This is a genomic window from Mycolicibacterium moriokaense (assembly GCF_010726085.1).
GTDB classification, from domain to species: Bacteria; Actinomycetota; Actinomycetes; order Mycobacteriales; family Mycobacteriaceae; genus Mycobacterium; species Mycobacterium moriokaense.
This window is the reverse complement of sequence record NZ_AP022560.1, coordinates 4,591,210-4,612,916: the sequence shown is the minus strand read 5'-3', so window position 1 is coordinate 4,612,916 and position 21,707 is coordinate 4,591,210. Positions and strand designations below refer to the sequence as shown.

Genomic DNA, 21,707 nt, shown 5'->3' with positions numbered 1-21,707 from the left:
GTCACGTCGCCGGATCGATGACGATGGCGAACGCTTTGTTTTCGATTCCGCCGGAGCGATCCAGTGAGATGAACTTCTCCTCGACGTATTCGTCGATCGCATCGGGACCGCCCTCGCGGCCCAGCCCGCTCTCCTTGAACCCGCCGAACGGATAGGCCGGGTGGATCACGTGCCAGTTGTTCACCCACACCATGCCTGCATCGAGGCGTCGCGCGATCGCCAGTGCACGCTGCTCGCTGCCCCAAACGCCCGCAGAGAGGCCGTAATTCGTGTCGTTGGCGATCTGGACCGCGTGGTCCTCCGAGTTGTAGGTCAGCACGGTCAGCACCGGGCCGAAAACCTCTTCGCGCGCGATCCGCATGTCGTTGGTGACGTCGACGAGGATCGTCGGTTCAAACCAATAGCCCTTGTCGAAGCCGGAGCCGGTGGGCACCGAGCCGCCCAGAGCGACGGTGGCACCCTCGGCGGCGGCGTTGCGAACGTATTCGACTATTCGGTCGCGCTGGTGCGCCGAAATGATCGGTCCGACGTGCGTTGCGGGGTGCAGCGGATCGCCGAGCCGCAGTGTCGAGCCGCGAGCGATCAGTTTGTCCACGATCTCGTCGCGTCGTTCGGCGGGAATCAGCAACCGGGTGCCTGCCTCGCATGCCTCGCCGTTGTTGGCCATGCACGCGAACAACGCACCGTCGACGGCCATGTCGATATCGGCGTCGTCCAGAATGATGTTGGCGCCCTTGCCTCCGAGTTCCAGCGTGACGCGGCGGATGGTATCGGCGGACTGGCGGAGGATGCTCTTACCGACGGCGGTCGACCCGGTGAACGCCACCTTGCGTACGCCGGGATGCCCCGCCAGGTGTGCCCCGACCGGTTCACCGTCTCCGGTCACGACGTTCAGCACGCCGGGCGGCAATCCGGCGGCGTCGAATTCTCGCGCCAGCTCGATCGGCAAGATCGGCGCATGCTCATCGGGCTTCAGCACCACCGAATTCCCTGCTGCCAATGCGGGACCGATCTTCCACACCGTGGTCAGCAGTGGAATGTTCCATGGAACGATCGCGGCGACCACACCGATCGGCTGCCGGACCACAAGACCGTTCGCCGGGACGGGTTCGATCGCCGGACCTTCGGTCTCCCATGGGTAGCCCTCGGTGATCGCCGCTACGTACTGCAGCTGCGCTGCGGACAAACCGACATGCAGTGCGCCGGTGATGCGGATGGTGGCGCCGTTCTCCCGGGACTGCAGCGCAGCGAGTTCGTCCGTGCGCGCCGCGAGGCGTTCGGCGACCGTCTTGATCAGCTCTGCGCGTTCCTTGGGCGGTGTGTTGCGCCAGGTCCCTTCATCGAACGTGCCCTGGGCGGCAGAAACCGCGGCGTCGACGTGGCCGACTTCGCCTTTGGACACGGTGGCGACCAGCTCTTCGGTGGCTGGGCTCCGGATCTGGTAGTTCTCGTCGGTATCGATCCACTTGCCGTCGATGTAGAGCGAATAGTGGTTGGTCATTGTGCGAGCTCCTCGGTTAGCCGACCTGGCGGGATTTGTTCTGCCAATAGGGTTTACGCAGTGCCTTCTTGTCGACCTTGCCCGACGGGTTCAGTGGTAGGGCATCGGTGAACAGCACCTGTTTGGGGGCGGGCACACTGCCCAGTGATCGCTTGACGTGGTCGATGAGTTCCTGCTCGAGCGTGCCATCGGCGATCTCACCCGATCGTGTGACGACGACCGCGAGAACCGCCTCGCCCCATTTGTCGTGCGGCACACCGATGACCGCCGCTTGCGCCACGGTCGGATGGGTGCACAGCACATCCTCGACTTGACGGGGGAAGACGTTGAACCCACCGCTGACGACCATGTCCTTCTTACGGTCGACGAGATAGAGGTAGCCATCCTCATCCAGTCGGCCGATGTCGCCGGTGTGTACCCACCCGTTGCGCAGCGTCTCGGCGTTGCGTTCGGGGTCGAGGTAGCCCAGCATCTGTCCGAGTTGCTGCGAGCAGATCTCGCCGACCTCGCCGACAGGAAGGGGGTTGTCGTCGTCATCGCGGATGCTGACCTGTACTGCGAACATCGGACGCCCCGCCGAAGCCAGCCGGGATAGCCAATCCTCCTGTGATTCATCGTCGCCCGCGAGATGCTCGTGCTTGCGCAGGCACGAAATGTAACCCTGTTCGGTTCCCGCATAGGTCTGGGTGAAGATGGGGCCGAACGTGTCGAGCGCCTGACGGAGCCTCTCCGGTGCCATCGGGGCGCCGGCGTAGACGACCGTGTTGAGGCTCGTGATATCGAAACGGCCCAGTGCTGGGTGGTCGAGGAGGAGATAAATGATGGTCGGGACCACCGCGGTGGCGGTGACGCGATGTCGTTCGATGTTGGTGAGCAACGTCTCGACTTCCAACCCCGGAAGCATGACATTGGTGCCACCGCGGATAAAGGTCGGGATCACAAAGATCTGGCTGAAATGGGTGAGCGGCGCACCGTGCGCGAAGACTTCGCCGAACCGGATGTCGCCGATTTCGAGCCCGGCGGCGATCGCGTAATGACTCCACGTGAAGTGTGAATTGACGACGCCCTTGGGTTCACCGGTGCTTCCGGAGGTGAACAGCACGTAGGCCTCGTCGTGCTCACCGATGACGATGTCGGGCCGCATGTCGGAAGCGGCATCGACGGCCGATGCGAAATCGATGGCATCGACAGCGGCCTCGTCCGCAGTGCCGACCCGAATCAGGGTCTGGAGTTTGGGAAGTGAGTCGCGGATCAGGGCGACGGACTCTTCGAACTTGGCGTGGTAGACGAGCACCGAGGCATCCGTCTGTGCCAGGTTGGAGCGGAATCCGTCGGCGGCGGCGCGGGTCGGCATCTGAACCAACACCGCACCCGCCGCCCACACGCCCTGCTGAACCGGGATGAACTCCAGGCAGTTGGGCATCAGCAGGCCGACTCGATCGCCCTTCTGCACGCCCTCTACGATCAACGCATTGGCGATCCGGTTGCGCCACAACAGCAATTCGCGATAGCTGACGTTGCGGTCGCCATCGATGATCGCCACCCGGTCGGCGTAGTACGTGCATGCTCGGTCGAGCACGTCCGGCAGCACGCCCCACGCACCCGTGTTCATTTTGGCCACCGTTCCCGATCCGTCACTACGCCAGGGCGGCGGGGTCGAATCCCTCGACCCAGTACTCGGGCGTGATGATCGGAAGGCCGAGTTCCTGCAGAACCGGAGTGTCGTTCCAGTAGGTGGTCTCGCGGGCGATCCGGCCGTCGGCATCCAGCTGGTGCCAGGTGATTCCTCTGGTGCTCAGTGTCTTGCCACCGGTTGGGACGCCGCGGAAGGTGTCCAGGCCTTCTCCGGTCCAGTCCCACAGAATGACCACGGCAGGGTTCCCGTTGACGCCGGCGAGCTGGAACGCCTCATTGGCGGTGAAAGTGTGGATGCCCACACCGTTCTCACTGTCCTTGTTGGCGAAGGGAGCCAACCGTGGCTCGAGTTCCGCCTTGGTGATCGCAGTGTCGATCACATGATCTGAATCGGCGTGGTCGTCGTAGACCATGTCATCGGCGTAGAGGTCTACGGCGGCACGGGTGTCACTCGTCAGTGCGTTCGTCCAGCGGGCGGCGTGCTGAGCGGCCAGGGTGGTGTCGAGGCTCATTGCTGTTCCCTTCAGACCAGTGCCGGTGTCTTGGCGACGGCAGTGGGATCGACCGGCAGCCCCAGGTCGCGGACTGCGGTGGAGACATCCCAGAAGCTCTCCTCACGCTTGATGCGCCCGTCGGTGTCGTAGATGTGGAAGGTGATGCCGCGGGCACCGGGCACCCTGCCGTTGGTGGGCACACCGACGAACGCCGCCGCCGTTGGTGCTTGCCAGGTCCAGCGGTAGATCGCTGCCCGTTCATCGCCGACGACTTCGTCGATACGGAAGTTGTTGATGCCGATGCCGTTCTCGGTATCGGCGTTCGCGTACGGCGCGAAGACCCGAAGAAGCTCCTCCTTGGAGGTGATCGACTGGCCGAGGATGGGGTCTTCGAAAAGGAAATCGTCGGCGTACAAGGCCACCACGGCCTCGGCGCTCTCGCGGAAGGCTTTCAGCCATTTGACGGCGAACGTGTGACTCATGAGCGTTTCTCCTCGCTGGTGTGCACGACCCCAAAGACGTTAGGGACGGGGTGCGGTTGCCACGACTACCGAGAGGGGGATAGGGACCGCTCCCTGGGGGGAGAACGGATCCAGACTGACGATCCAGACCGTCGTCACTTCCCCGAAGCTGGACTCAGTTACCCCTTGGGAGGGGTGTGGGCGGCCAGTTGCAGGGGCAGCATCACATTCGACCGCAGCACATTCGAGGGAGTGACAATGCTGGAACAAGATCTGACCGACGACGAATTCGAACCCTATTTCGCCAAGGCGCAGGAGGTCTCGGCGTACTTCCGGGAGATCGGACCCAAGTACGACCGGGAAAATACGTTTGCCTACCCGTCGATCGACGTCTTCAAGAAGTCCGGTCTGGGCGCACTTCCGGTACCGAAGGTGTTCGGCGGCGCCGGCGGCAACATCCTGCAGGTCTCCAAGGTGGTATCCGAACTGTCCAAGGGCGATTCGGCGATCACCTTGGCGTACAACATGCACTACATCATGGTGGGCATTGCCGGGAACCTGATGAGTGAAGACCAGAACAGGTACTGGCTGGGGCGGGTAGCGGAGGGAGACCTGGTCTTCGGTCCGTTCTCCGAGCAGCGCGCCGGCTTCTCAGGCCTGGCTGACATGCAGGCGGTCCCTCAGAAGGGTGGGGGATGGCGGCTATACGGCAAGAAGACGTGGGGCACCCTCTGCGAAGCCGCCGACATCATCACCACCAACGCGACCGAAACCGATGCCGACGGCAACCTGCCGGACACCTTCGATGGGCGAGTGGCCGCCGAGAAGCTGTTCATCGCCGACTTCAAGGTCGACGAGAACGGTGTCGGCGACGGAATCAGGATCGAAAAGACATGGAACGCGCTCGGCATGCACGCGACCGGTACGCAGACCATCATCTTCGACGGCTTCTTCATACCCGAGGATGGGTTCATCTCACATTGGCGCACAGGGGCATTCGGCACCTTGGAATGGGCATCGCTGATGTTCGCGAGCATCTACCTGGGTATGCAGCAGCGCATCCTGGAAGAGTCGATCGCGACGCTGTCGAAGAAGCATCTCGGTGCCACGTTCGGCGCAATCGTCGCCGCCGATACCGAGGTGAAGAACGTCGGGCACATCATCGACGGCATCGGGGACATGGCATCGCGAGTGGAGTGCTCGCGCAGGGTGCTGTATCAGACGTGCCAGGACCTCATCGACGGCAAGGACAAGCTGTGGGCACCTGAGCTGCGGTTCCCGTACCTCGGGCTGGCGAAGACGTTCATCGCCGACAATGTCATGCACATGTCACGCCACGCCATGAGCATGGTCGGCGGATCATCGTTCCGCGGCGGAACCATTTTCGAGCGCCTCTATCGGGACTCGGCGGCCTCTCTGTTCCAGCCGCTCAACGCCGATCAGACGCGTACCTACATCGGGCAGTTCCTGCTCGACACGGCTGCCGCGCACGCGGCTCCCGCGAGCTAGGCTGCCGTCCGTACCCCCTCGACGATCACAGCGCGAGCGTGTGCGTCGAGGGAGTACGGCGTGTACAGGGTGAATCGGTCGACAAGGTCGCCGAACCGCTCCAGCAGCTGCTTCCCGATGGTCGAGGGCTCACCGGTGACGGCGAACGTCTCCAGCACGTGATCATCGATCAGGTCGGTCATCGTCGCCCAGTCGCCGGACTTGGACAATCGATGTAGCTCGGTGTGCAGCTCGCCCCACCCGTGCAGGTCGAGCACCGCACGGTATGCCGGTGTGGCCCCATAGAACGCGATCTGACGGCGCACCTGTTGCACCGCAGACTCGTACTCCTGTTCGGTGCCGCCGGTGACAACCAGACCCGGATAGACCATGGTGAAGTCGGCGCGGGTCCGCGCCGTCCGGGTCAGGCCCTGCTCCACGGCAGGCAACGTGACCTCACGCAGATAGCGCTGCGTGGTGAACCCGTGCAGCAGGAGGCCATCGGCGACCTCGGCCGCGACTGCGGTCATCATCGGCCCCACCGCCGCCAGCATGACCCGCGGCGCTCCGAACGAGGCCTCGGGGCTGAACATCGGCGTCATCAGTGTGTGTCGATAGTGCTCGCCCTCGAAGTCGAGCTTTTCACCGGTCTCCCAGCATCGCCAGATCGCCCGCAGTGCAAGCACATACTCCCGCATTCGTGGCGCCGGCGAAGACCACGGCATGCTGAAACGTCGTTCGATGTGGGCCCGGATCTGGGACCCCAGTCCGAGGACGAATCGGCCACGGCTGAACGTATTCAGATCGTTGGCCGTCGCGGCCATCGTCATCGGACTCCGTGCGAACGCCACCGCCACCGCAGTGCCGATCTGCAGTGCGCTCGACCTGTCAGCGGCCAACATCAGCGGCAGGAAGGGGTCGCGGCTCACCTCCGTCGACCACACTCCGTCGAAGCCGAGTCTCTCAGCGTCACTTACCTGCTCGGCAAGCGTGGCCAGATCACCTCCGCCGGTTCCATCGATCGAACCGCCGATATTCACGTCCATCTTCACGATGTCAGGATGACACCGCTCTTAGGGGATATCGGTTGCTTCACCCCTGCGGGGGGAGTCAAATCCTCCCAAGTAGACGGAGCGCGCCGACCAGAACCCGCAGTCTGTCGGTCGATCTGAATGACCATCCGCGAGTGGAAATACCCCCAACGGTGCATCGTTTTGCTCCCGAGTGACAATGTGCCGCCCCAATGGGCTGGCTAGCGTCCGAGAACCAGACAACTGCACCGGCGCAGGAGTCGGGGCCCTCAAGGAGGATTCGTGGGACGCACGCCGATTGACGTCAAGCAGCACGATCTCGATCTGTTGTGGCAGCTGATCTTCACGTGGACCAGTTGGGCAATCGTCGCCGTCATGCTCGTCATAGCCATTTGGATGGGCATCAAACAGCGCACACCGTTCTATGTGATCGCGTGCCTGGCGGCTGGGGTGGCAGCGTTCGCAGAGCCGATGTACGACGTTGCATTCGACCTCTGGTTCTACGACGCCCAGAACGGGCAACCGGGCGCGGGATTCATGCATTTCTCCGCCTTCGGTGTTCCGCAGCCCATCTGGACCCACAGCGGCTACGTCATCCTCTATGCCTCAGCCTGCCTCTACGCAGGCCGATGGATATACGAGGGCCGACTGAGGCGGCGCGGACTCTTCGCCGTCTGGGGCGCAGAGATATTGGCGTCGTGCGTATTCGAGGTGATCGGAACAGGCACCGATGTGTACACCTACTACGGCCCGTACGTTATGCGGATCTGGAATTACCCCCTCGTCATCGGCATCCTCGAAGGCACTCAAGTCGTCTTGTTCACGGTCGTGGCAGTGCTTGTCTGGCGTCAGGTGTCGACCGCATGGGGGTTGCTCAGCCTGTTCGTCGTGTTCCCGATGACGTTCTTCGCGGCGAACATCGGTATCGGTTGGCCGATGATCATCGCCATGCACCTCGACGACGGCCGCGCGACCGAGGGCATCATCTGGGCAGCAACGATTCTGTCGATCGGACTGTGCGCGTTCGTCGTGTACGGGGTGAGCCGATTCTTACCGACACAGCCCGTGGGGGATGCGGCCCCTGGTGGGACCGCCCGGACCGCGTCGGTCAGTGGCAACGATTACGTCGGCGCCACGCACTGACGCCATTGGGGGAGCGGAGTCGGGCGTTGACTCTTGTCGGCGCCCGACTCCGCTCACTCGCGGCCGATACCCAGAACCGCCCGGGCGGCATCTGTGAGGATGGCGCGAAGCCGATCCTCGGGTAGGCCAACGTTGTGGAACAGCGGGGACTGAATCGCCCCGATCACCGCATGCACGACGGTCCGCGCTTCCGTATCGGTGAGGTCGGCACGCATCTCGTTGACGAGGTGGACCCATTCCTCGAGGTAGAGCCGTTGCTTACGGCGCAGCCGCCGCCGGTCCTCGTCCGGCAGGTTGTTGATCTCGTTGTAGTAGACCTGGGCCAGTTCACGATCGCCGACGACGAACTCCACTTGACCGGCGATCAGCTGATCCAGGGCGGATCCAAGGTCGGTCACGGTGTCGAGGATCTGCTGTTCGTCGCGAAGCAAATCGTCGATCACTCGGTCGAAGAGCGCCACCAGGACGGCCGATTTGCTGTCGAAGTGGCGGTAGATACCGGACCCGGTGATGCCCGCCGCGGCTCCGATTTCCGCAATTGAGACGGCGTGGAAGCCTTTTCGGGCGACGAGGTCGGCCGCAGCCTCGAGGATTCTGTTCTTGCGTTCCGGGTCGCGTTTACGCGTTCCTGTGCCCGGTTCGGCTGATACTGCGCGGATGTCCTACCCCCAGTGAATCGATGTTCTGCGATTCTACCGGGTGACATGGCCGTTAACGGACACCGTGGTCAATTCGCAATTGCTAGCGCGGCGACCGTGAGATGGTGTCGCCTGTCCCGCAAGCTGAGCCATAACGCAGACCGGGCGGACCAGGCCGGTAGGCCATCCGCCACTCAAACCAGCTGTCGGAATGCGCCGCCTTCCCCTCGATGCGCATATCGTCGACGAATTTCCCGGCGTCGGCGGCAAAGTGTAGGACTCGGGCCCGGAGCTGGTTGCCCACCTGGTCGACAGGCATTGCGCAGGGAAGAAAGATGCTTATTGATTTCCATGGGTGTGACATACCGAATCTCCTGCAAGGCATAGTCTTCGATGCCGCGACGGTACGCCGGGCGGATGTGCTGATTGGCGATCGTCTTGACAGCCTTCTCCAAAGGAGGACCGATATCCCTCCGATTGGAGCAGCAACTCCCACTTCGGAGTCGATACGTTTCGGCGGTGTTGACGGACGGTGAGATCCGGGCGCCGGCGAATCCTCTAGGTCGACGACCCGCCGGATATCCGTTTTGGCGACGGGAGGGCTGACTCGTGGCGATGACGTTGGCCGCCAAGCCGTTCGGTGCGTTGGGCGGCTTCTTCGCCATGGCGGCTGACACGTTGATCGCCATGGTCAAGCCGCCCTTTGCCTGGCGCGAGTACGTCCTGCAAACCTGGTTCGTCGCGCGGGTGTCGGTACTTCCGGCGCTGATGCTTACACTGCCGTACTCGGTACTGCTGGTGTTCACGTTCAACATCCTGCTGACCGAGTTCGGCGCCGCAGATTTCGCCGGAACCGGGGCTGCCATCGGCACCGTCAACCAAATCGGTCCCATCGTGACGGTGCTCGTCGTGTCGGGCGCCGGCGCGACGGCGATGTGTGCCGACCTGGGGGCGCGCACCATACGAGAAGAACTCGACGCCATGAAAGTGATGGGCATCAACCCCATCCAAGTGTTGGTTGTGCCGCGGGTGCTGGCGGCAACGACTGTGGCGCTGGCCCTTTCCTCGACGGTCATCATCGCCGGTCTCGCCGGGGCGTTCTTCTTCTGCGTGTTCATTCAGCACGTCTCGGCCGGTGCCTTCATAGCCGGAATGACCCTGCTGACCGGTGTCGCCGACGTTCTGGTCTCGCTGACCAAGGCCACGTTGTTCGGGCTGGCCGCAGGGCTGATCGCCTGCTACAAGGGCATTTCCGTCGGCGGCGGGCCCGCCGGCGTGGGCAATGCGGTCAATGAGACGGTCGTCTTCACGTTCATGGTGCTGTTCGCCATCAACGTGATCGTCACCGCCGTCGGCATCCAGTTCACGGTGCAGTGACATGGCCGCGATGACTCAGGCCGTGCCCAGTCGAGTGCACCATCGGCTGCGCCAGGCAGCCGAGAGGGTGGCCGGTGGCTGGAATCAGCTGGGCGAACAATCCCGCTTCTACGCCACAACGTTGACCGCCATTCCCGAAGCCATCCGGCGATACCCTGCCGAACAGCTGCGCCTGATCGCTCAAATGGGTTTGGGCGTGGGAGCTCTGGCCGTGGTGGGCGGGACGGTGGCGATCGTCGCCTTCCTCACGATGACCACCGGCGCGCTGGTCGCCGTGCAGGGCTATAACCAGTTCGCTTCCATTGGCGTCGAGGCACTCACCGGATTCGCGTCGGCGTTCTTCAACGTGCGTCTGATCGTGCCCGGCACCACCGCGGTTGCGTTATCGGCCACGATCGGGGCCGGTGCCACCGCGCAGCTGGGCGCGATGCGCATCAACGAGGAGATCGACGCGCTCGAGGTCATCGGAATTCGAAGCATCACCTACCTGGCCGCCACGCGGGTGCTCGCAGGAGTGATCGTGGTCATCCCGCTGTTCTGCATCGCGACCATGATGGCCTTCTTGGCTGCGCGCACCGGAACCACCGCCATTTACGGCCAGGGTTCGGGTGTTTACGACCACTACTTCAACACCTTCCTCAACCCGACCGACCTGGTGTGGTCATTCCTGCAGTCGGTCGCCATCACCGTGGTGATCATGCTCGTCCACACCTATTACGGCTTCACGGCCCGCGGGGGTCCCGCCGGCGTCGGTGAGGCGGTGGGCCGGGCGGTGCGTACCTCGATGGTCGTGGCCGCCGTCGAGATCGTCCTGATCTCGCTGGCCGTTTACGGGCAGTCCGGCAACTTCAACCTGGCGGGTTGACGATGAAAGCCAGGGCCGGCGAGCACCGACTGCACAACGCCTGGTGGGCGTTGGCGCTGTTGATGGTACTGGCCATGTTCGTCGCTGCCACCGCCGTGGCGTTCAGCGGGACGTTCAGTTCGTATGTGCCCGTGACGTTGACCGCCGACCGCGCCGGGCTGGTGATGGAGACCGGCGCACGCGTCAAGATGCGCGGCGTACAAGTCGGCCGTGTTGGACACATCGAAGGCGGCAACGGGCCAGTCAGATTGCTGCTCGAGATCGAGCCCGATCAAATCTCGCGCATCCCCGCGAACGTCGAAGCCCAGATCTCGGCTACCACGGCCTTTGGCTCCAAATTCGTCGACCTCGTTCCGCCGGAAAATCCCAGCACGGAGAGGTTGGCCGCTGGCGCCGTGCTGATCTCGAAGAACGTCAGTACCGAGGTGAACACGATCTTCGAGAACATCGTCGATCTGCTGCGCATGGTGGATCCCGCGAAAATCAATGCCGTCCTGACGGCAGTCGCGGACGCGGTACGCGGCCAGGGGCCGCGAATGGGCGAGGCCGCCACCGCACTCAACCAGGTCCTGACCGCAGTCAACGAACGCAGCGACATCATGCGTGCCGACTGGCGATCGTTCAAGAACCTCAACGACACCTACGCCGCGGTCGCCGACGACATCATCTCGATTCTGGACGCCGCGAGCACCACCAGCGACACCGTGGTCGCGCACAGCGCCGCGCTGGACACGTTGCTGCTCAACGTGACCGGATTTGCACAGTCAGGAACCCAGCTGCTCACCACCAGCAAGGACAGTCTGGCCGACGCCGTCAACACACTCGCCCCGACGACGGCCCTGCTGCACAAGTACGACCCGATCTACACCTGCTGGCTGCAGGGGGCGACCTGGTTCCTGGAGAACGGCGGCTATGAGGTGTGGGGCGGTCGCGACGGCAGATCCATCCAACTCGACATCGCGCTCCTGGGCGGCAACGATCCGTACCAGTTCCCGCAGAACCTGCCGATCATCGCCGCCAAGGGCGGCCCCGGCGGGCAACCCGGGTGCGGATCGCTGCCCGATGCCTCCAAGAACTTCCCGGTTCGGCAGCTCGTGACAAACACCGGATGGGGCACCGGGGTGGACTTCCGACCCAACCCCGGTATCGGACACCCGTGTTGGGTCAACTTCTTCCCGGTCACCCGTGCGGTACCCGAACGGCCCAGCATCCGGCAATGCATTCCAGGGCCTGCGATCGGACCGGTGCCCTATCCCGGTGCGCCACCCTACGGTGCCCCGCTGTACGGACCTGGGGGAGTTCCGTTGTGGCCCGGTGTGCCACCGGCGACGCCGGAGCCGTTAGCTCAGGCGGGAGCGCCGACGCCATGAGAGGAAACTTCAGGGCGGCGGCCTGGCGGTTGGGCGTCTTCATGACGGTATGCGTACTCGGAACCTTTATTCTGCTAGCGGTTTTCGCGCAGTTCCGTTTCGGGGAGGGCAAGACCTACACGGCGGTATTCAGCAACGTGTCGGGCTTGCGCGACGGCGACATGGTGCGCATCGCCGGAGTCGAGGTTGGCAAGGTCGAATCCATCACTGTCGACGACGACGCCACCGTGCACGTCAGATTCGACACCGATGACACCGTCGTGCTCACCGAGGGCACCCGCGCGGTCATCCGGTACGACAACCTATTCGGGGGCCGCTTCGTCGCACTGGAAGAGGGGGCCGGTGGTCTGCGGTCGCTGGCGCCGGGTGCGACGATCCCGTTGGCGCGCACACAACCCGCGCTGGACTTGGATTCGCTCATCGGTGGCTTTCGGCCGCTCTTCCGGGCGCTTAGCCCCGAGCAGGTGAACGAGCTCAGCGGCCAACTCATCGGCGCACTCCAGGGCCAGGGCCCCACCATCGGATCGTTCCTCGACCAGGCAGCGGCAGTCACCAACACGCTTGCCGACCGAGATCAGCTCATCGGCGAGGTCGTCGACAACCTCAACGTGGTCCTTACTACGATTGGGGCACAAAGTGATCGGTTCGATTCGGCGGTCACCTCGCTCGCCGAACTCGTCCATGGGCTGGCCGAACGCAAGACCGACATCACCAACGCCGTCGCGCACATCAACGCCGGCACGGCATCGTTGGCTGATCTGCTCGCGGCGACCCGTCCACCTTTGCGTGAGGTCGTCCGCCAAACGGACCGGGCCGCGGGGATCGCGGTAGCCGACCACGACTACCTAGACAACCTGTTGAACACGCTTCCCGACAAGTACCAAGCGCTGGGTCGCCAGGGTCTGTACGGCGACTTCTTCAGCTTCTACCTGTGCGAGATCGTGCTCAAGCTCAACGGAAAAGGAGGCCAGCCGGTTTACGTCAAGGTCGCCGGCCAGGCCAGCGGGCGGTGTACACCTCGATGAAATCTCTCAGCGAACGCAACCCCGTGGTGATCGGCATCGTCGGCGCAGCGATCACCGCGGTCATCGTCACCGCGGCGCTGCAGTACCAAAAGCTGCCATTCCTCAATCAGGGCAAGGAATATCAGGCGTACTTCGCCGATGCCGGCGGGCTGTTCACCGGAGCCGGTGTCGAGGTGTCCGGGTATCCGGTCGGCAAGGTGTCCAGCATTCGGCTGGCCGGGCCGCGAGTCCTGGTGACCTTCAAGATCGCAGGCAACATTCGCCTGGGGGACCGCACCGAGGCCGCCATCAGAACCAAGAGCCTGCTGGGTTCGAAAGTGCTCAACGTGACCCCTCGCGGAAGCGGGCAACTGGATGGGCCGATCCCGATCGAGCGGACGTTCTCGCCGTACCAGCTGCCCGACGCGCTGGGGGATCTGGCGAACACCGTGAGCGGTATTGACACCAAACAACTTTCGAACTCACTCAGCACCATCGCACAGACATTTGCCGACACACCCCCACATCTGAAGACAGCGGTGGAGGGTGTCGCGCGTTTCGCCGCGACCATCAACAAGCACGACGAACAGATGCGGTCGTTACTCGCCAACGCCGCGAAAGTCACCGCGGTGCTGGCTAAACGCACCGATCAGGTGGTAACGCTCGTCCACGACACCAACGCCCTGCTGGAGGCGCTGCAGACGCAAAGTGCTGCCCTGGACCAGATCTGGACAAACATCTCGGCGATGTCGCGCGAACTCAGGGGATTCGTCGATGACAATCGCAGCGATCTCAAACCGGCGCTGGAAAAGCTCAATGGCGTCCTGACGATCATCGATAACCGTAAGGACCGGTTGGCCAAGGCGGTCAAGCTGCTCAACTCGTACGCGATGTCACTGGGGGAGTCAGTATCGTCGGGCCCGTTCTTCAAGGCCTACGTCGCCAATCTGTTGCCTGGCCAGTTCGTCCAACCCTTCGTCGACGCAGCATTTTCTGACCTCGGCGTCGATCCCAACGTGAAAGTGCCCAGCGAGTTGACCGATCCACAGGTCGGTCAGCCCGGCACACCGCCACTGCCGGTGCCCTATCCGCGGACCGGTCAGGGTGGAGAGCCCCGGCTCACCATCCCTGACGCGATCACCGGCAACCCTGGTGACGTGGGTTGCGGCCCGCCGGGCATACCGCTGCCAGGGCCAACGGGGTGCTACCCGTATCGCGAGCCCCCACCGCCGCCCGCCCCGGGCGGTCCGCCCCCGGGGCCGCCGGCCCTGGCCGGCCCACAAAACACGCCGTCGGCGACCCCACCGACGCCGGGAGACCTCCTCGTGCAGGCACCTGGCGAAGCGCCGCCTCTCGTCCCCGTGTCCGGAGGAGAGCCGTGAACCGGTTGTTACGCAGCCGATCTGCGCTTGCAGTAATTCTGGTGGCCACGTTGGTGTGCGGCGTGCTTGCCGTCGTCCGAATCAAGGACCGCATTGATCAGAACATCGTTGTCGCGTACTTCGAAAACAGCAACGGATTGTTTCCCGGTGACGATGTGAGGGTGCTCGGGGTACCGGTGGGCCGCGTCCTGTCGATCGAACCGCAACCCGATCGCGCCAAGGTGACTTTCGAATACGACAGCTCCGTTCAGGTACCCGCCGATGCCAAAGCCGCGATCATGTCGCCGCAACTGGTGACGGGGCGCGCGATCCAGCTGACTCCCGCATACACCGGAGGCCCCGTGATGGCTGACGGCGCAGTGATCGGACAGGACCGCACCGTGGTCCCGGTGGAATGGGACGATTTCCGCGACCAATTGCAGCGACTGACCGACCTGCTCAAACCGACTGAGCCCGGCGCCGTGAGCACACTGGGGGAGTTCGTCAACACCGGCGCCGACAACCTGCGCGGTCAGGGCGGGTCCATCCGCGACACGATAATGAAACTGTCGCAGACGCTTTCGATGTTGGGCGATCACAGCGACGACATCTTCAACACCTTCACCAATCTGTCGACAGTGGTGACGGCATTGGAGGACAGCGCAGGCGCCCTCGAGCGGCTCAACGGAAACCTCGCTACCGTCAGTTCGCTATTGGCGGACAACCCTGACAAAGTGGCGTTGGCCGTCGAGGAACTCAATGCGGCGGCCATTGCGGTAGAGAGCTTCGCCAAGGACAACCGTGAGGTCGTCGGTACCTCGTTCGACAAATTGACCTCGATCTCCAACACCCTGGTGGGCAGCCTTGACGACATCAAGCAGACGTTGCACATCGCTCCGACGACGATCGGCAACTTCGACAACATCTACGAACCGGCCAATGGCGCGCTGACGGGTGCCCTGGCGGTGAATAACTTCTCTAATCCGATTGAATTCCTGTGTGGTGCAATACAAGCTGCATCGCGACTCAATGCCGAGCAGTCCGCCAAGCTGTGCGCCCAGTACATGGCGCCGATAGTGAAGAACCGTCAGTACAACTTTCCGCCGCTGGGCTTCAATTTCTTCGTCGGGGCGCAGGCCCGTCCCAACGAGATCACCTACAGCGAGCCGTGGATGCGCCCCGACTTCGTGCCACCCGCACCCGCCGCTCCGCAACCCGGGCCGTTACCCGCTGAAGTGCCCGCGGTAGCTGCGGCCAATGAAGGAGCGGTGTCCACCGATCCCGCGGAGGGGTTGCCCGGTCTCATGATCCCCCACGGGGCAGGGTCATGACCGTCCGTCGCGTCACCGCGATATTGCTCGTCCTTGCCGGCGTGTTGACCGCCACCGGATGCGCGCAATGGCATGGGCTCAATTCGCTACCGATGCCGGGGACGCAGGGTCGCGGTGACGGTTCGTTCCGCATCCAGGTGCAGATGCCGGACGTGAACAATCTCGAACCCAACTCGCGGGTGCGCGTGGCCGACGTGTCGGTCGGAACCGTCACCAGGATCGACCGTCAGGACTGGCATGCGTTGTTGACGATCACCCTCGACGGTGATGTGAACCTGCCTGCCAACTCGACGGCCAAGCTCGGCCAAACCAGCCTGCTCGGCTCCCAACACGTCGAACTCGCCCCTCCCACTGACGAACCCCCGGCCGGCCGGCTGGTCGAAGGATCGCTGATCCCCTTGGCCAACAGCGGGTTCTATCCGACGACCGAGCAGACACTGGCCGCGGTGTCGGCGGTCCTCAACGGCGGTGGGCTCGGGCAGATCCAAGACATCACAGATGCGTTCAGCGCGGCGTTCCGCGGCCGCGAACAGGACCTTCGCAGCCTCGCCGGTCAGCTCGACACGTTCACCAGAGACCTGAATGAACAGACGCCCGACATCATCGCGGCGACGGAGAGCCTGAATCAGCTCGCCACGAAGTTCGCCACACGTCAGCCGGTGTTGGACCGTGCGCTGAAGAGCATCCCTGAGGCGATCGCCGAACTCAACAGGCAGAGAGACGATCTCGTCAATGCCGCCGACGAGTTCGCGAAGTTCTGCGCGTTGACCGTTGACACCATCAACAAGACGAGAGAGAACCTGGTCGCTCAGCTGCAACAGATCGGTCCGGTGCTGCGCAGCCTGGCCGCCGCGGGGCCGAGTCTCACTCGGTCGCTGAGCCTGATCCCCACGTTCCCTTTCCCGAACGAGACCATCGAGAACTGGCAGCGCGGCGATTATGCCAATCTGACTGCGATCGTCGACCTCACGCTGAGCCGAATCGATGCGGGCTTGTTCACCGGCACGCGCTGGGAGGGCGACCTCACCGAGCTCGAGATGCAATGGGGGAGAACCATTGGTCAGTTTCCCAGCCCTTACACCGCGGGCAATCCCCTTGTCGTGCCGTACCGTTGGGATCAGGGCCGGTAAATGCATTTGCACCGGCGCATCAAGATTCAGCTCGCGATCTTCCTCGTGATCGCGCTGACCGCGATCACGATCATGGTGTTCCACTTCATGAAGTTGCCCGCCCAACTGTTCGGGGTGGGGCGATACACCGTCACGGTGCAACTGCCCAGGGCCGGGGGACTGTACGCCACCGGCAACGTCACCTACCGCGGAACCGAGGTCGGGCGGATAGAAGATGTGCGGCTGACCGACACCGGGGTCGACGCGATGCTTTCGCTGAAGTCCGGCATCGACATCCCCTCGGACCTCGAGGCCGAGGTGCACAGCCAATCGGCGATCGGCGAACAGTACATCGCGCTGGTGCCCAGAGACGGAGCGTCGCGCCCGTTGCGCAATGGAGATGTCATTTCCGAGGTGAACACCTCGGTGCCCCCAGATATCAACACTCTGCTGTCGAACGCCAACACCGGGCTGCAGGCGATACCGAACGACAACCTCAAGACCCTTATCGATGAGTCATACACCGCGGTAGGCGGGCTCGGGCCCGAGCTGTCGCGCATCGTGCGGGGAACCACCGACCTGTCCCTGGCCGCGCGCAAGAACCTCGACCCTTTCCTGGCGCTCGTCGACTCCGCGCAGCCCGTGTTCGACTCGCAGACCAACACATCGTCTGAAATCCAAATGTGGGCAAGGCATATCGCCGATGTGACGGGGTCGCTGGAGACCCACGACGATTCGGTGGCCGGGTTCATCGACAACGGGGGACCGGCCGCTGAGGAAGCCCGTCAGCTGATCGACCGGGTGCAACCGACATTGCCCGTCCTGATGGCGAACCTGACCAGCGTGGGCAAGGTCGCCGTGACCTACCACGACAACATCGAGCAGCTTCTGGTCCTGCTGCCGCATGCGGTCGCCGCAGGACAGGCCGGCATCATGGCCAACCGAAACACCAAGCAGGCTTATCGCGGTCAGTATCTGAGCTTCAATCTGAACATCAATCTGCCGCCACCCTGCACGACGGGCTTCCTACCCGCGCAGCAACGGCGCGTGCCCAGCGAGGTGGACTACCCGGAGCGTGCTCCAGGTGACCTTTATTGCCGGACGCCGCAGGACTCACCGTTCAATGTCCGCGGTGTGCGCAACACCCCGTGCGCCGGCAATCCCGCCAAGCGAGCCCCGTCGGCCCGGCTCTGTGAGAGCGACGAACAGTTCGTCCCGCTCAACGACGGATACAACTGGAAGGGCGACCCGAACGCGACGACGACCGGGCAAGCGATCCCCGATACCGGTCCTGCGGCCGTACCCCCGCCGCCAACCGCTCCTGCCCAACAGCCCCCGCCGTTGGCGGTTGCCGAGTACGACCCCGCGACGGGGGAGTACACCGGACCCGACGGCCAGCAATATCGCCAAGCCGACCTCGCCCGTGTCGCACCGACCCAGCGGACGTGGCAGACGATGCTCTTGCCTCCAAACTGACTCATCCACGAAGTTCATGACGGCGGCACCGACAGAGACTTCAACGCCAGTCCGGAGGCGTTGACTCCGCGTCAGCTCTCGTCGGAGGCTTCCTTCGGAAAGCCCAGACTCCAGCCACGGTAGGTGTAGTTGGCGTCCCCCACACTAGGAGTGGGAAGGATTTGGATGTTGCTGCCGTCGCCGTATCCGGGCGAGAGCCCCTGAACGCCGCCGGATATGTAGGTCCCATCCCCGAGGGCGATGTCGATATGGGGACCGACGAATCCTCTGCTGAAGACAAGTGCTCCGCGTGGGGCGTTCATGTCTTTGTGGATCTCCCCCTGCGCGAGGAGTGTCTGGTACATCGTCTCAGAAGCGCCGTCCCAACCGTATTTCTCCTGCGGGACGTCGAATGCGTAGGCCACCAGGGCTTCGCACCCGTAGATACCGAATCGGTCTGTCCCGAGGAGGCTTTCGGCCCTGGCTATGGCGGCATCTGCTCCGGGGACTTTCGCCCGCGGCTCGGCGGGTGCAGTCGCGGCGAACAGGAGCATCGCGGCAAAGCCGGCGACTGAGAGAATCAGACTTTTCCGGACGTTCAACTCGTGGCTCCGATTCTGGGCCTGAATGGTGGTTTCTGGATGCAGCGTCAGGTTAACCGTTCGGGCGATCGGCTGCTCACCGTTGAGGCATGCCCCGTTCCTCCGCCGCCCAGACCCGCCGCGACCGCGTCCGGGCCACCGTGAGATCCCCCGTGCTAGAGAGTTCGGCGGCGATGATGGGTGGGCGGATGTCCGGTCCAGCGGATGTTGGCGCGCCGGAATTCCCGGGCGTCACTGAAGCCGACCTCGTGGGCGATGCCTTCGACGGTCATCTTCGATTCGCGGAGAAGAAACGTTGCGCAGCGTTCTCGAACTCGGTCCCGCGCCGTGCTGAAATGCTCTCCGGCGTTGGCCAGCTGGCGGCGCAGCATCCGCTCGGAGGCATGGAGCTGCTGCGCGGCGCTGGCCATCGTCATTGGGCGGTGCAGATTCTGCTTCGAAAGCTAACGATGCTTAGCGCCGCGGCGGCGAGCTAGCCATTATCCGACAGCTAATAATGCTTCTGAACTGTGCTTATGGTCGCGATCTCTGTCAGCTGACATTTCTTGATTGACGTCTTATACCTATTGCCGTAAGGTTTTTGACCGTCAGTGGTGCGGGTCACAGACACCAAACCGCAAGCATCATCGGATCGCGTTCAGGCGGGCCGCCAGCATTGCGTGGAGAGCCGCCACATCACCCAAGGGAGGGTCATGAGACTGCAAGGCAAGGTCGCGTTGATCACGGGGGCGGGCTCGGGCCTGGGACGCCACTGTTCGGTGTTGTTCACCGGCGAGGGCGCTCGAGTGGCCATCGTCGACATCGACGGCGACCGGGCTGAGCAGACCCTCAAGCTGGTGGAGCAGGCCGGCGGCGACGCCATCGCGATCACGGCGGATGTGTCCGACAAGAAACAGATCACCGACGCCGTCAACCAGACCGTCGAGCACTACGGCAAGCTCGACATCGCCTGGGCCAACGCGGGAATCGTGTCCCGCGGCGGGGCGGCGGCGCTCGGGTTGGAAGACGCCGTGGAGTTCGAGGACCTCACCGAGGACGACTGGCAGCACGTTCTCGGGACCAATCTGAGCGGCGTCATCTACACGGCACAGGCCGCGGTACCGCACCTGAAGGCCAACGGCGGCGGCGTCATCCTGGCGACATCGTCGGCCGCATCGTTGGTCGCCTATCCGAAGATCGCGCTCTACTGCGCGACGAAGGCGGGGGTCAACGGACTGGTCCGGGGTCTGAGCCTGGACCTGGGCCGGTACGGCATCCGCGTCAACGCGATCGCGCCCACGCACGGCATGTCGCCGAACTTCCTCATGCCTCCCGGCGCGCCGGTGGTCGGTCAGTCGTATGAGGAGTCGGCCGGCCCGTGGAACCCGACCGTGTCGCCCATTCCGCTCAAGCTGCCCCGGCCGCCGTCACTGGACGACAACGCCAAGGTTGCACTCTTCCTCGTCAGCGACGACTCCGGCTACATCTCCGGCGCCACCATCGGCGCCACCGACGGCGGCACGCTGGCGCGCGTCGGGATGTGGTTCCCCGAGGACTTGAATCCTGAACCCGTGCCCTGACCGGTACGGTAACCCAGCCCAACGACTTCCGAACGGAGACAACGGAAATGACGACAATCGAGAAGGTTCCAGCCAACCTTGTGGTCGATTTCGACGTCTACGACCAGGCCCTGGCCACGCCTGTCGATGTTATGCAGGAGCGGGTCGCTGAGCTCGCCGAGAAGGGGCCGGTCGTGTACTCGCCGCACCACGGCGGGCACTGGATCGTCACCCACTACAAGGAGATCCACGAGATCCTCACCGACGCGGAGACCTTCTCGAGCTACCCGAACAACTTGGTCACCCCGGCCGATTTCGGCAGGTTCATCCCGCTGGAGCTCGACCCGCCCGACCACACGGCGTACCGGCACGCCCTGCAGCCGCTGTTCAGCCCGCAGCGGATGAAGAAGCTCAGCGACGATATCCGGGTTCAGGTCAACGAGCTCATCGACGAGTTCGCACCGAAGGGCGAGGCCGAGTTCATCTCTCAGTTCGCCCACGAACTGCCCGCCCGTGTCTTCCTCTCGCTGATGGACTGGCCGATCTCGGATGCGCCGATGTTCACCGAGGCCACCGACGCGGTGCTGTTCGGCAAGCCCGGCGGCACCAAGGAGGAGTCCGACCAGGTCATGATGATGGCCGCGATGACGGTCGCCGGCTACTTCAACAACGTCATCGCCGAGCGTCGCGCCAACCCCGGTGACGACGCCACCTCCAAGCTGATCCACACGGAGGTGGAGCTCGCCGACGGCAAGCAGCTGCTCAACGACGAAGAGCTCTTCCGGATGTTCTTCCTGCTGCTGATGGGTGGTCTGCACACCGTGCAGGGGTCGCTGGCCTGGACCGTGGCGCACCTTTCGAAGAATCCCGAGCAGCGCGCCGCACTCGTTGCCGACCCGACGCTCGTCCCGAAGGCCGTCGAGGAGATCCTGCGCATCGAGGCCGCCGTCGTCCCGGGCCGCCGCGCCACACGCGACTTCGAGATCGGCGGCGTCCACATCTCCAAAGACGACCAGTTGATCCTGATGCTGTGTGCGGCCAACCGCGATCCCGAGCAGTTCACGGATCCGAACGCACTGGACATCACCCGCACCCCGAACCGGCACCTGTCCTTCGGAGCCGGCGTGCACCGTTGCCTCGGTTCGCACCTGGGCCGCATCGAGCTGACCATCGCGCTGGAAGAGCTGCACTGCCGCATTCCGGATTACGCACTGGTGGAGAACGATCCGCCGGTGTGGCACTCCACCCAGGTCCGCGGCTGTGCCCGGATGCCGATCACGTTCACCCCGGAGAAGTGAGCCTGA

At 63.8% G+C, this 21,707-nt stretch carries 20 protein-coding genes; 12 read left to right on the top strand and 8 right to left on the bottom strand.

Annotated elements, in window-relative coordinates:
• Position 1: 1 nt before the first annotated feature.
• Genes G6N43_RS22695 through G6N43_RS22680 form a run of 4 tightly spaced genes read right to left on the bottom strand, consistent with a single transcriptional unit; the run spans position 2 to position 4,112 of the window.
• A complete protein-coding gene (locus G6N43_RS22695) occupies positions 2-1,501 on the bottom strand; it encodes an aldehyde dehydrogenase family protein (RefSeq protein WP_083150279.1) in 1,500 nt (499 codons plus the stop codon).
• 16 nt (positions 1,502-1,517) lie between these two features.
• Entirely contained in the window at positions 1,518-3,113 is a 1,596-nt protein-coding gene (locus tag G6N43_RS22690; RefSeq protein WP_083150436.1) for an acyl-CoA synthetase, read from the bottom strand.
• Positions 3,114-3,138: 25 nt separating this feature from the next.
• Complete coding sequence (locus tag G6N43_RS22685; RefSeq protein ID WP_083150280.1) at positions 3,139-3,648, bottom strand: ketosteroid isomerase-related protein; 510 nt, start codon at positions 3,646-3,648, stop codon at positions 3,139-3,141.
• Positions 3,649-3,659: 11 nt separating this feature from the next.
• The gene (locus G6N43_RS22680; RefSeq protein ID WP_083150281.1) at positions 3,660-4,112 is read right to left on the bottom strand and encodes a nuclear transport factor 2 family protein; all 453 of its coding nucleotides are present in this window, start codon (positions 4,110-4,112) and stop codon (positions 3,660-3,662) included.
• A 237-nt stretch (positions 4,113-4,349) separates the two neighbouring features.
• On the opposite strand from G6N43_RS22680, the gene G6N43_RS22675 reads away from it, so the two are divergent.
• Positions 4,350-5,600, top strand: coding sequence for an acyl-CoA dehydrogenase family protein (locus G6N43_RS22675; protein WP_083150282.1), 1,251 nt, complete (start codon positions 4,350-4,352; stop codon positions 5,598-5,600).
• Here G6N43_RS22675 and G6N43_RS22670 read toward each other — a convergent pair.
• Positions 5,597-6,631 (bottom strand): LLM class F420-dependent oxidoreductase, encoded by a 1,035-nt coding sequence (locus G6N43_RS22670; RefSeq protein ID WP_110810329.1) that lies wholly within the window; start codon positions 6,629-6,631, stop codon positions 5,597-5,599. The genes G6N43_RS22675 and G6N43_RS22670 overlap by 4 nt on opposite strands.
• 261 nt (positions 6,632-6,892) lie before the next feature.
• Here G6N43_RS22670 and G6N43_RS22665 point away from each other — a divergent pair, with 261 nt between their 5' ends.
• On the top strand, positions 6,893-7,753 hold the full coding sequence (locus G6N43_RS22665) for an SPRY domain-containing protein (protein WP_083150283.1): 861 nt from the start codon (positions 6,893-6,895) through the stop codon (positions 7,751-7,753).
• Between the two features lie 53 nt (positions 7,754-7,806).
• Here G6N43_RS22665 and G6N43_RS22660 read toward each other — a convergent pair whose 3' ends face one another.
• Positions 7,807-8,214 (bottom strand): TetR-type transcription factor C-terminal domain-containing protein, encoded by a 408-nt coding sequence (locus tag G6N43_RS22660; RefSeq protein ID WP_234810045.1) that lies wholly within the window; start codon positions 8,212-8,214, stop codon positions 7,807-7,809.
• Positions 8,215-9,006: 792 nt separating this feature from the next.
• On the opposite strand from G6N43_RS22660, the gene G6N43_RS22655 reads away from it, so the two are divergent.
• The 8 genes from G6N43_RS22655 to G6N43_RS22620 are packed head-to-tail and all read left to right on the top strand — an operon-like array spanning position 9,007 to position 18,284.
• The gene (locus G6N43_RS22655) at positions 9,007-9,768 is read left to right on the top strand and encodes an MlaE family ABC transporter permease (RefSeq protein ID WP_083150438.1); all 762 of its coding nucleotides are present in this window, start codon (positions 9,007-9,009) and stop codon (positions 9,766-9,768) included.
• A gap of 10 nt (positions 9,769-9,778) precedes the next feature.
• Positions 9,779-10,633: an ABC transporter permease gene (locus G6N43_RS22650; RefSeq protein WP_083150439.1), complete on the top strand. Its 855-nt coding sequence runs from the start codon at positions 9,779-9,781 to the stop codon at positions 10,631-10,633.
• A gap of 2 nt (positions 10,634-10,635) precedes the next feature.
• Positions 10,636-12,003: an MCE family protein gene (locus G6N43_RS22645; RefSeq protein ID WP_083150286.1), complete on the top strand. Its 1,368-nt coding sequence runs from the start codon at positions 10,636-10,638 to the stop codon at positions 12,001-12,003.
• Positions 12,000-13,028 (top strand): virulence factor Mce family protein, encoded by a 1,029-nt coding sequence (locus tag G6N43_RS22640; RefSeq protein WP_083150287.1) that lies wholly within the window; start codon positions 12,000-12,002, stop codon positions 13,026-13,028. The genes G6N43_RS22645 and G6N43_RS22640 overlap by 4 nt, the downstream gene beginning before the upstream one ends.
• Positions 13,025-14,389, top strand: a complete 1,365-nt coding sequence (locus G6N43_RS22635; RefSeq protein ID WP_083150288.1) for a virulence factor Mce family protein — start codon at positions 13,025-13,027, stop codon at positions 14,387-14,389. Before G6N43_RS22640 ends, G6N43_RS22635 begins: the two co-directional genes overlap by 4 nt.
• Positions 14,386-15,699, top strand: a complete 1,314-nt coding sequence (locus G6N43_RS22630; protein ID WP_083150289.1) for an MCE family protein — start codon at positions 14,386-14,388, stop codon at positions 15,697-15,699. The genes G6N43_RS22635 and G6N43_RS22630 overlap by 4 nt, the downstream gene beginning before the upstream one ends.
• Complete coding sequence (locus tag G6N43_RS22625) at positions 15,696-16,829, top strand: virulence factor Mce family protein (protein WP_083150290.1); 1,134 nt, start codon at positions 15,696-15,698, stop codon at positions 16,827-16,829. Before G6N43_RS22630 ends, G6N43_RS22625 begins: the two co-directional genes overlap by 4 nt.
• Positions 16,830-18,284 (top strand): MCE family protein, encoded by a 1,455-nt coding sequence (locus G6N43_RS22620; RefSeq protein WP_083150291.1) that lies wholly within the window; start codon positions 16,830-16,832, stop codon positions 18,282-18,284.
• A 71-nt stretch (positions 18,285-18,355) separates the two neighbouring features.
• Here the strand turns inward: G6N43_RS22620 and G6N43_RS22615 are convergent, their stop codons facing one another.
• Both G6N43_RS22615 and G6N43_RS22610 read right to left on the bottom strand, forming a co-directional pair.
• Positions 18,356-18,865, bottom strand: coding sequence for a C40 family peptidase (locus tag G6N43_RS22615; protein WP_083150292.1), 510 nt, complete (start codon positions 18,863-18,865; stop codon positions 18,356-18,358).
• A 155-nt stretch (positions 18,866-19,020) separates the two neighbouring features.
• Positions 19,021-19,281 (bottom strand): helix-turn-helix domain-containing protein, encoded by a 261-nt coding sequence (locus G6N43_RS22610; RefSeq protein ID WP_083150293.1) that lies wholly within the window; start codon positions 19,279-19,281, stop codon positions 19,021-19,023.
• Positions 19,282-19,557: 276 nt separating this feature from the next.
• Between G6N43_RS22610 and G6N43_RS22605 the strand changes: the two genes are divergently transcribed.
• The gene (locus tag G6N43_RS22605) at positions 19,558-20,424 is read left to right on the top strand and encodes an SDR family NAD(P)-dependent oxidoreductase (RefSeq protein WP_083150294.1); all 867 of its coding nucleotides are present in this window, start codon (positions 19,558-19,560) and stop codon (positions 20,422-20,424) included.
• A 47-nt stretch (positions 20,425-20,471) separates the two neighbouring features.
• Positions 20,472-21,701 (top strand): cytochrome P450, encoded by a 1,230-nt coding sequence (locus G6N43_RS22600; RefSeq protein WP_083150295.1) that lies wholly within the window; start codon positions 20,472-20,474, stop codon positions 21,699-21,701.
• Positions 21,702-21,707 lie beyond the last annotated feature (6 nt).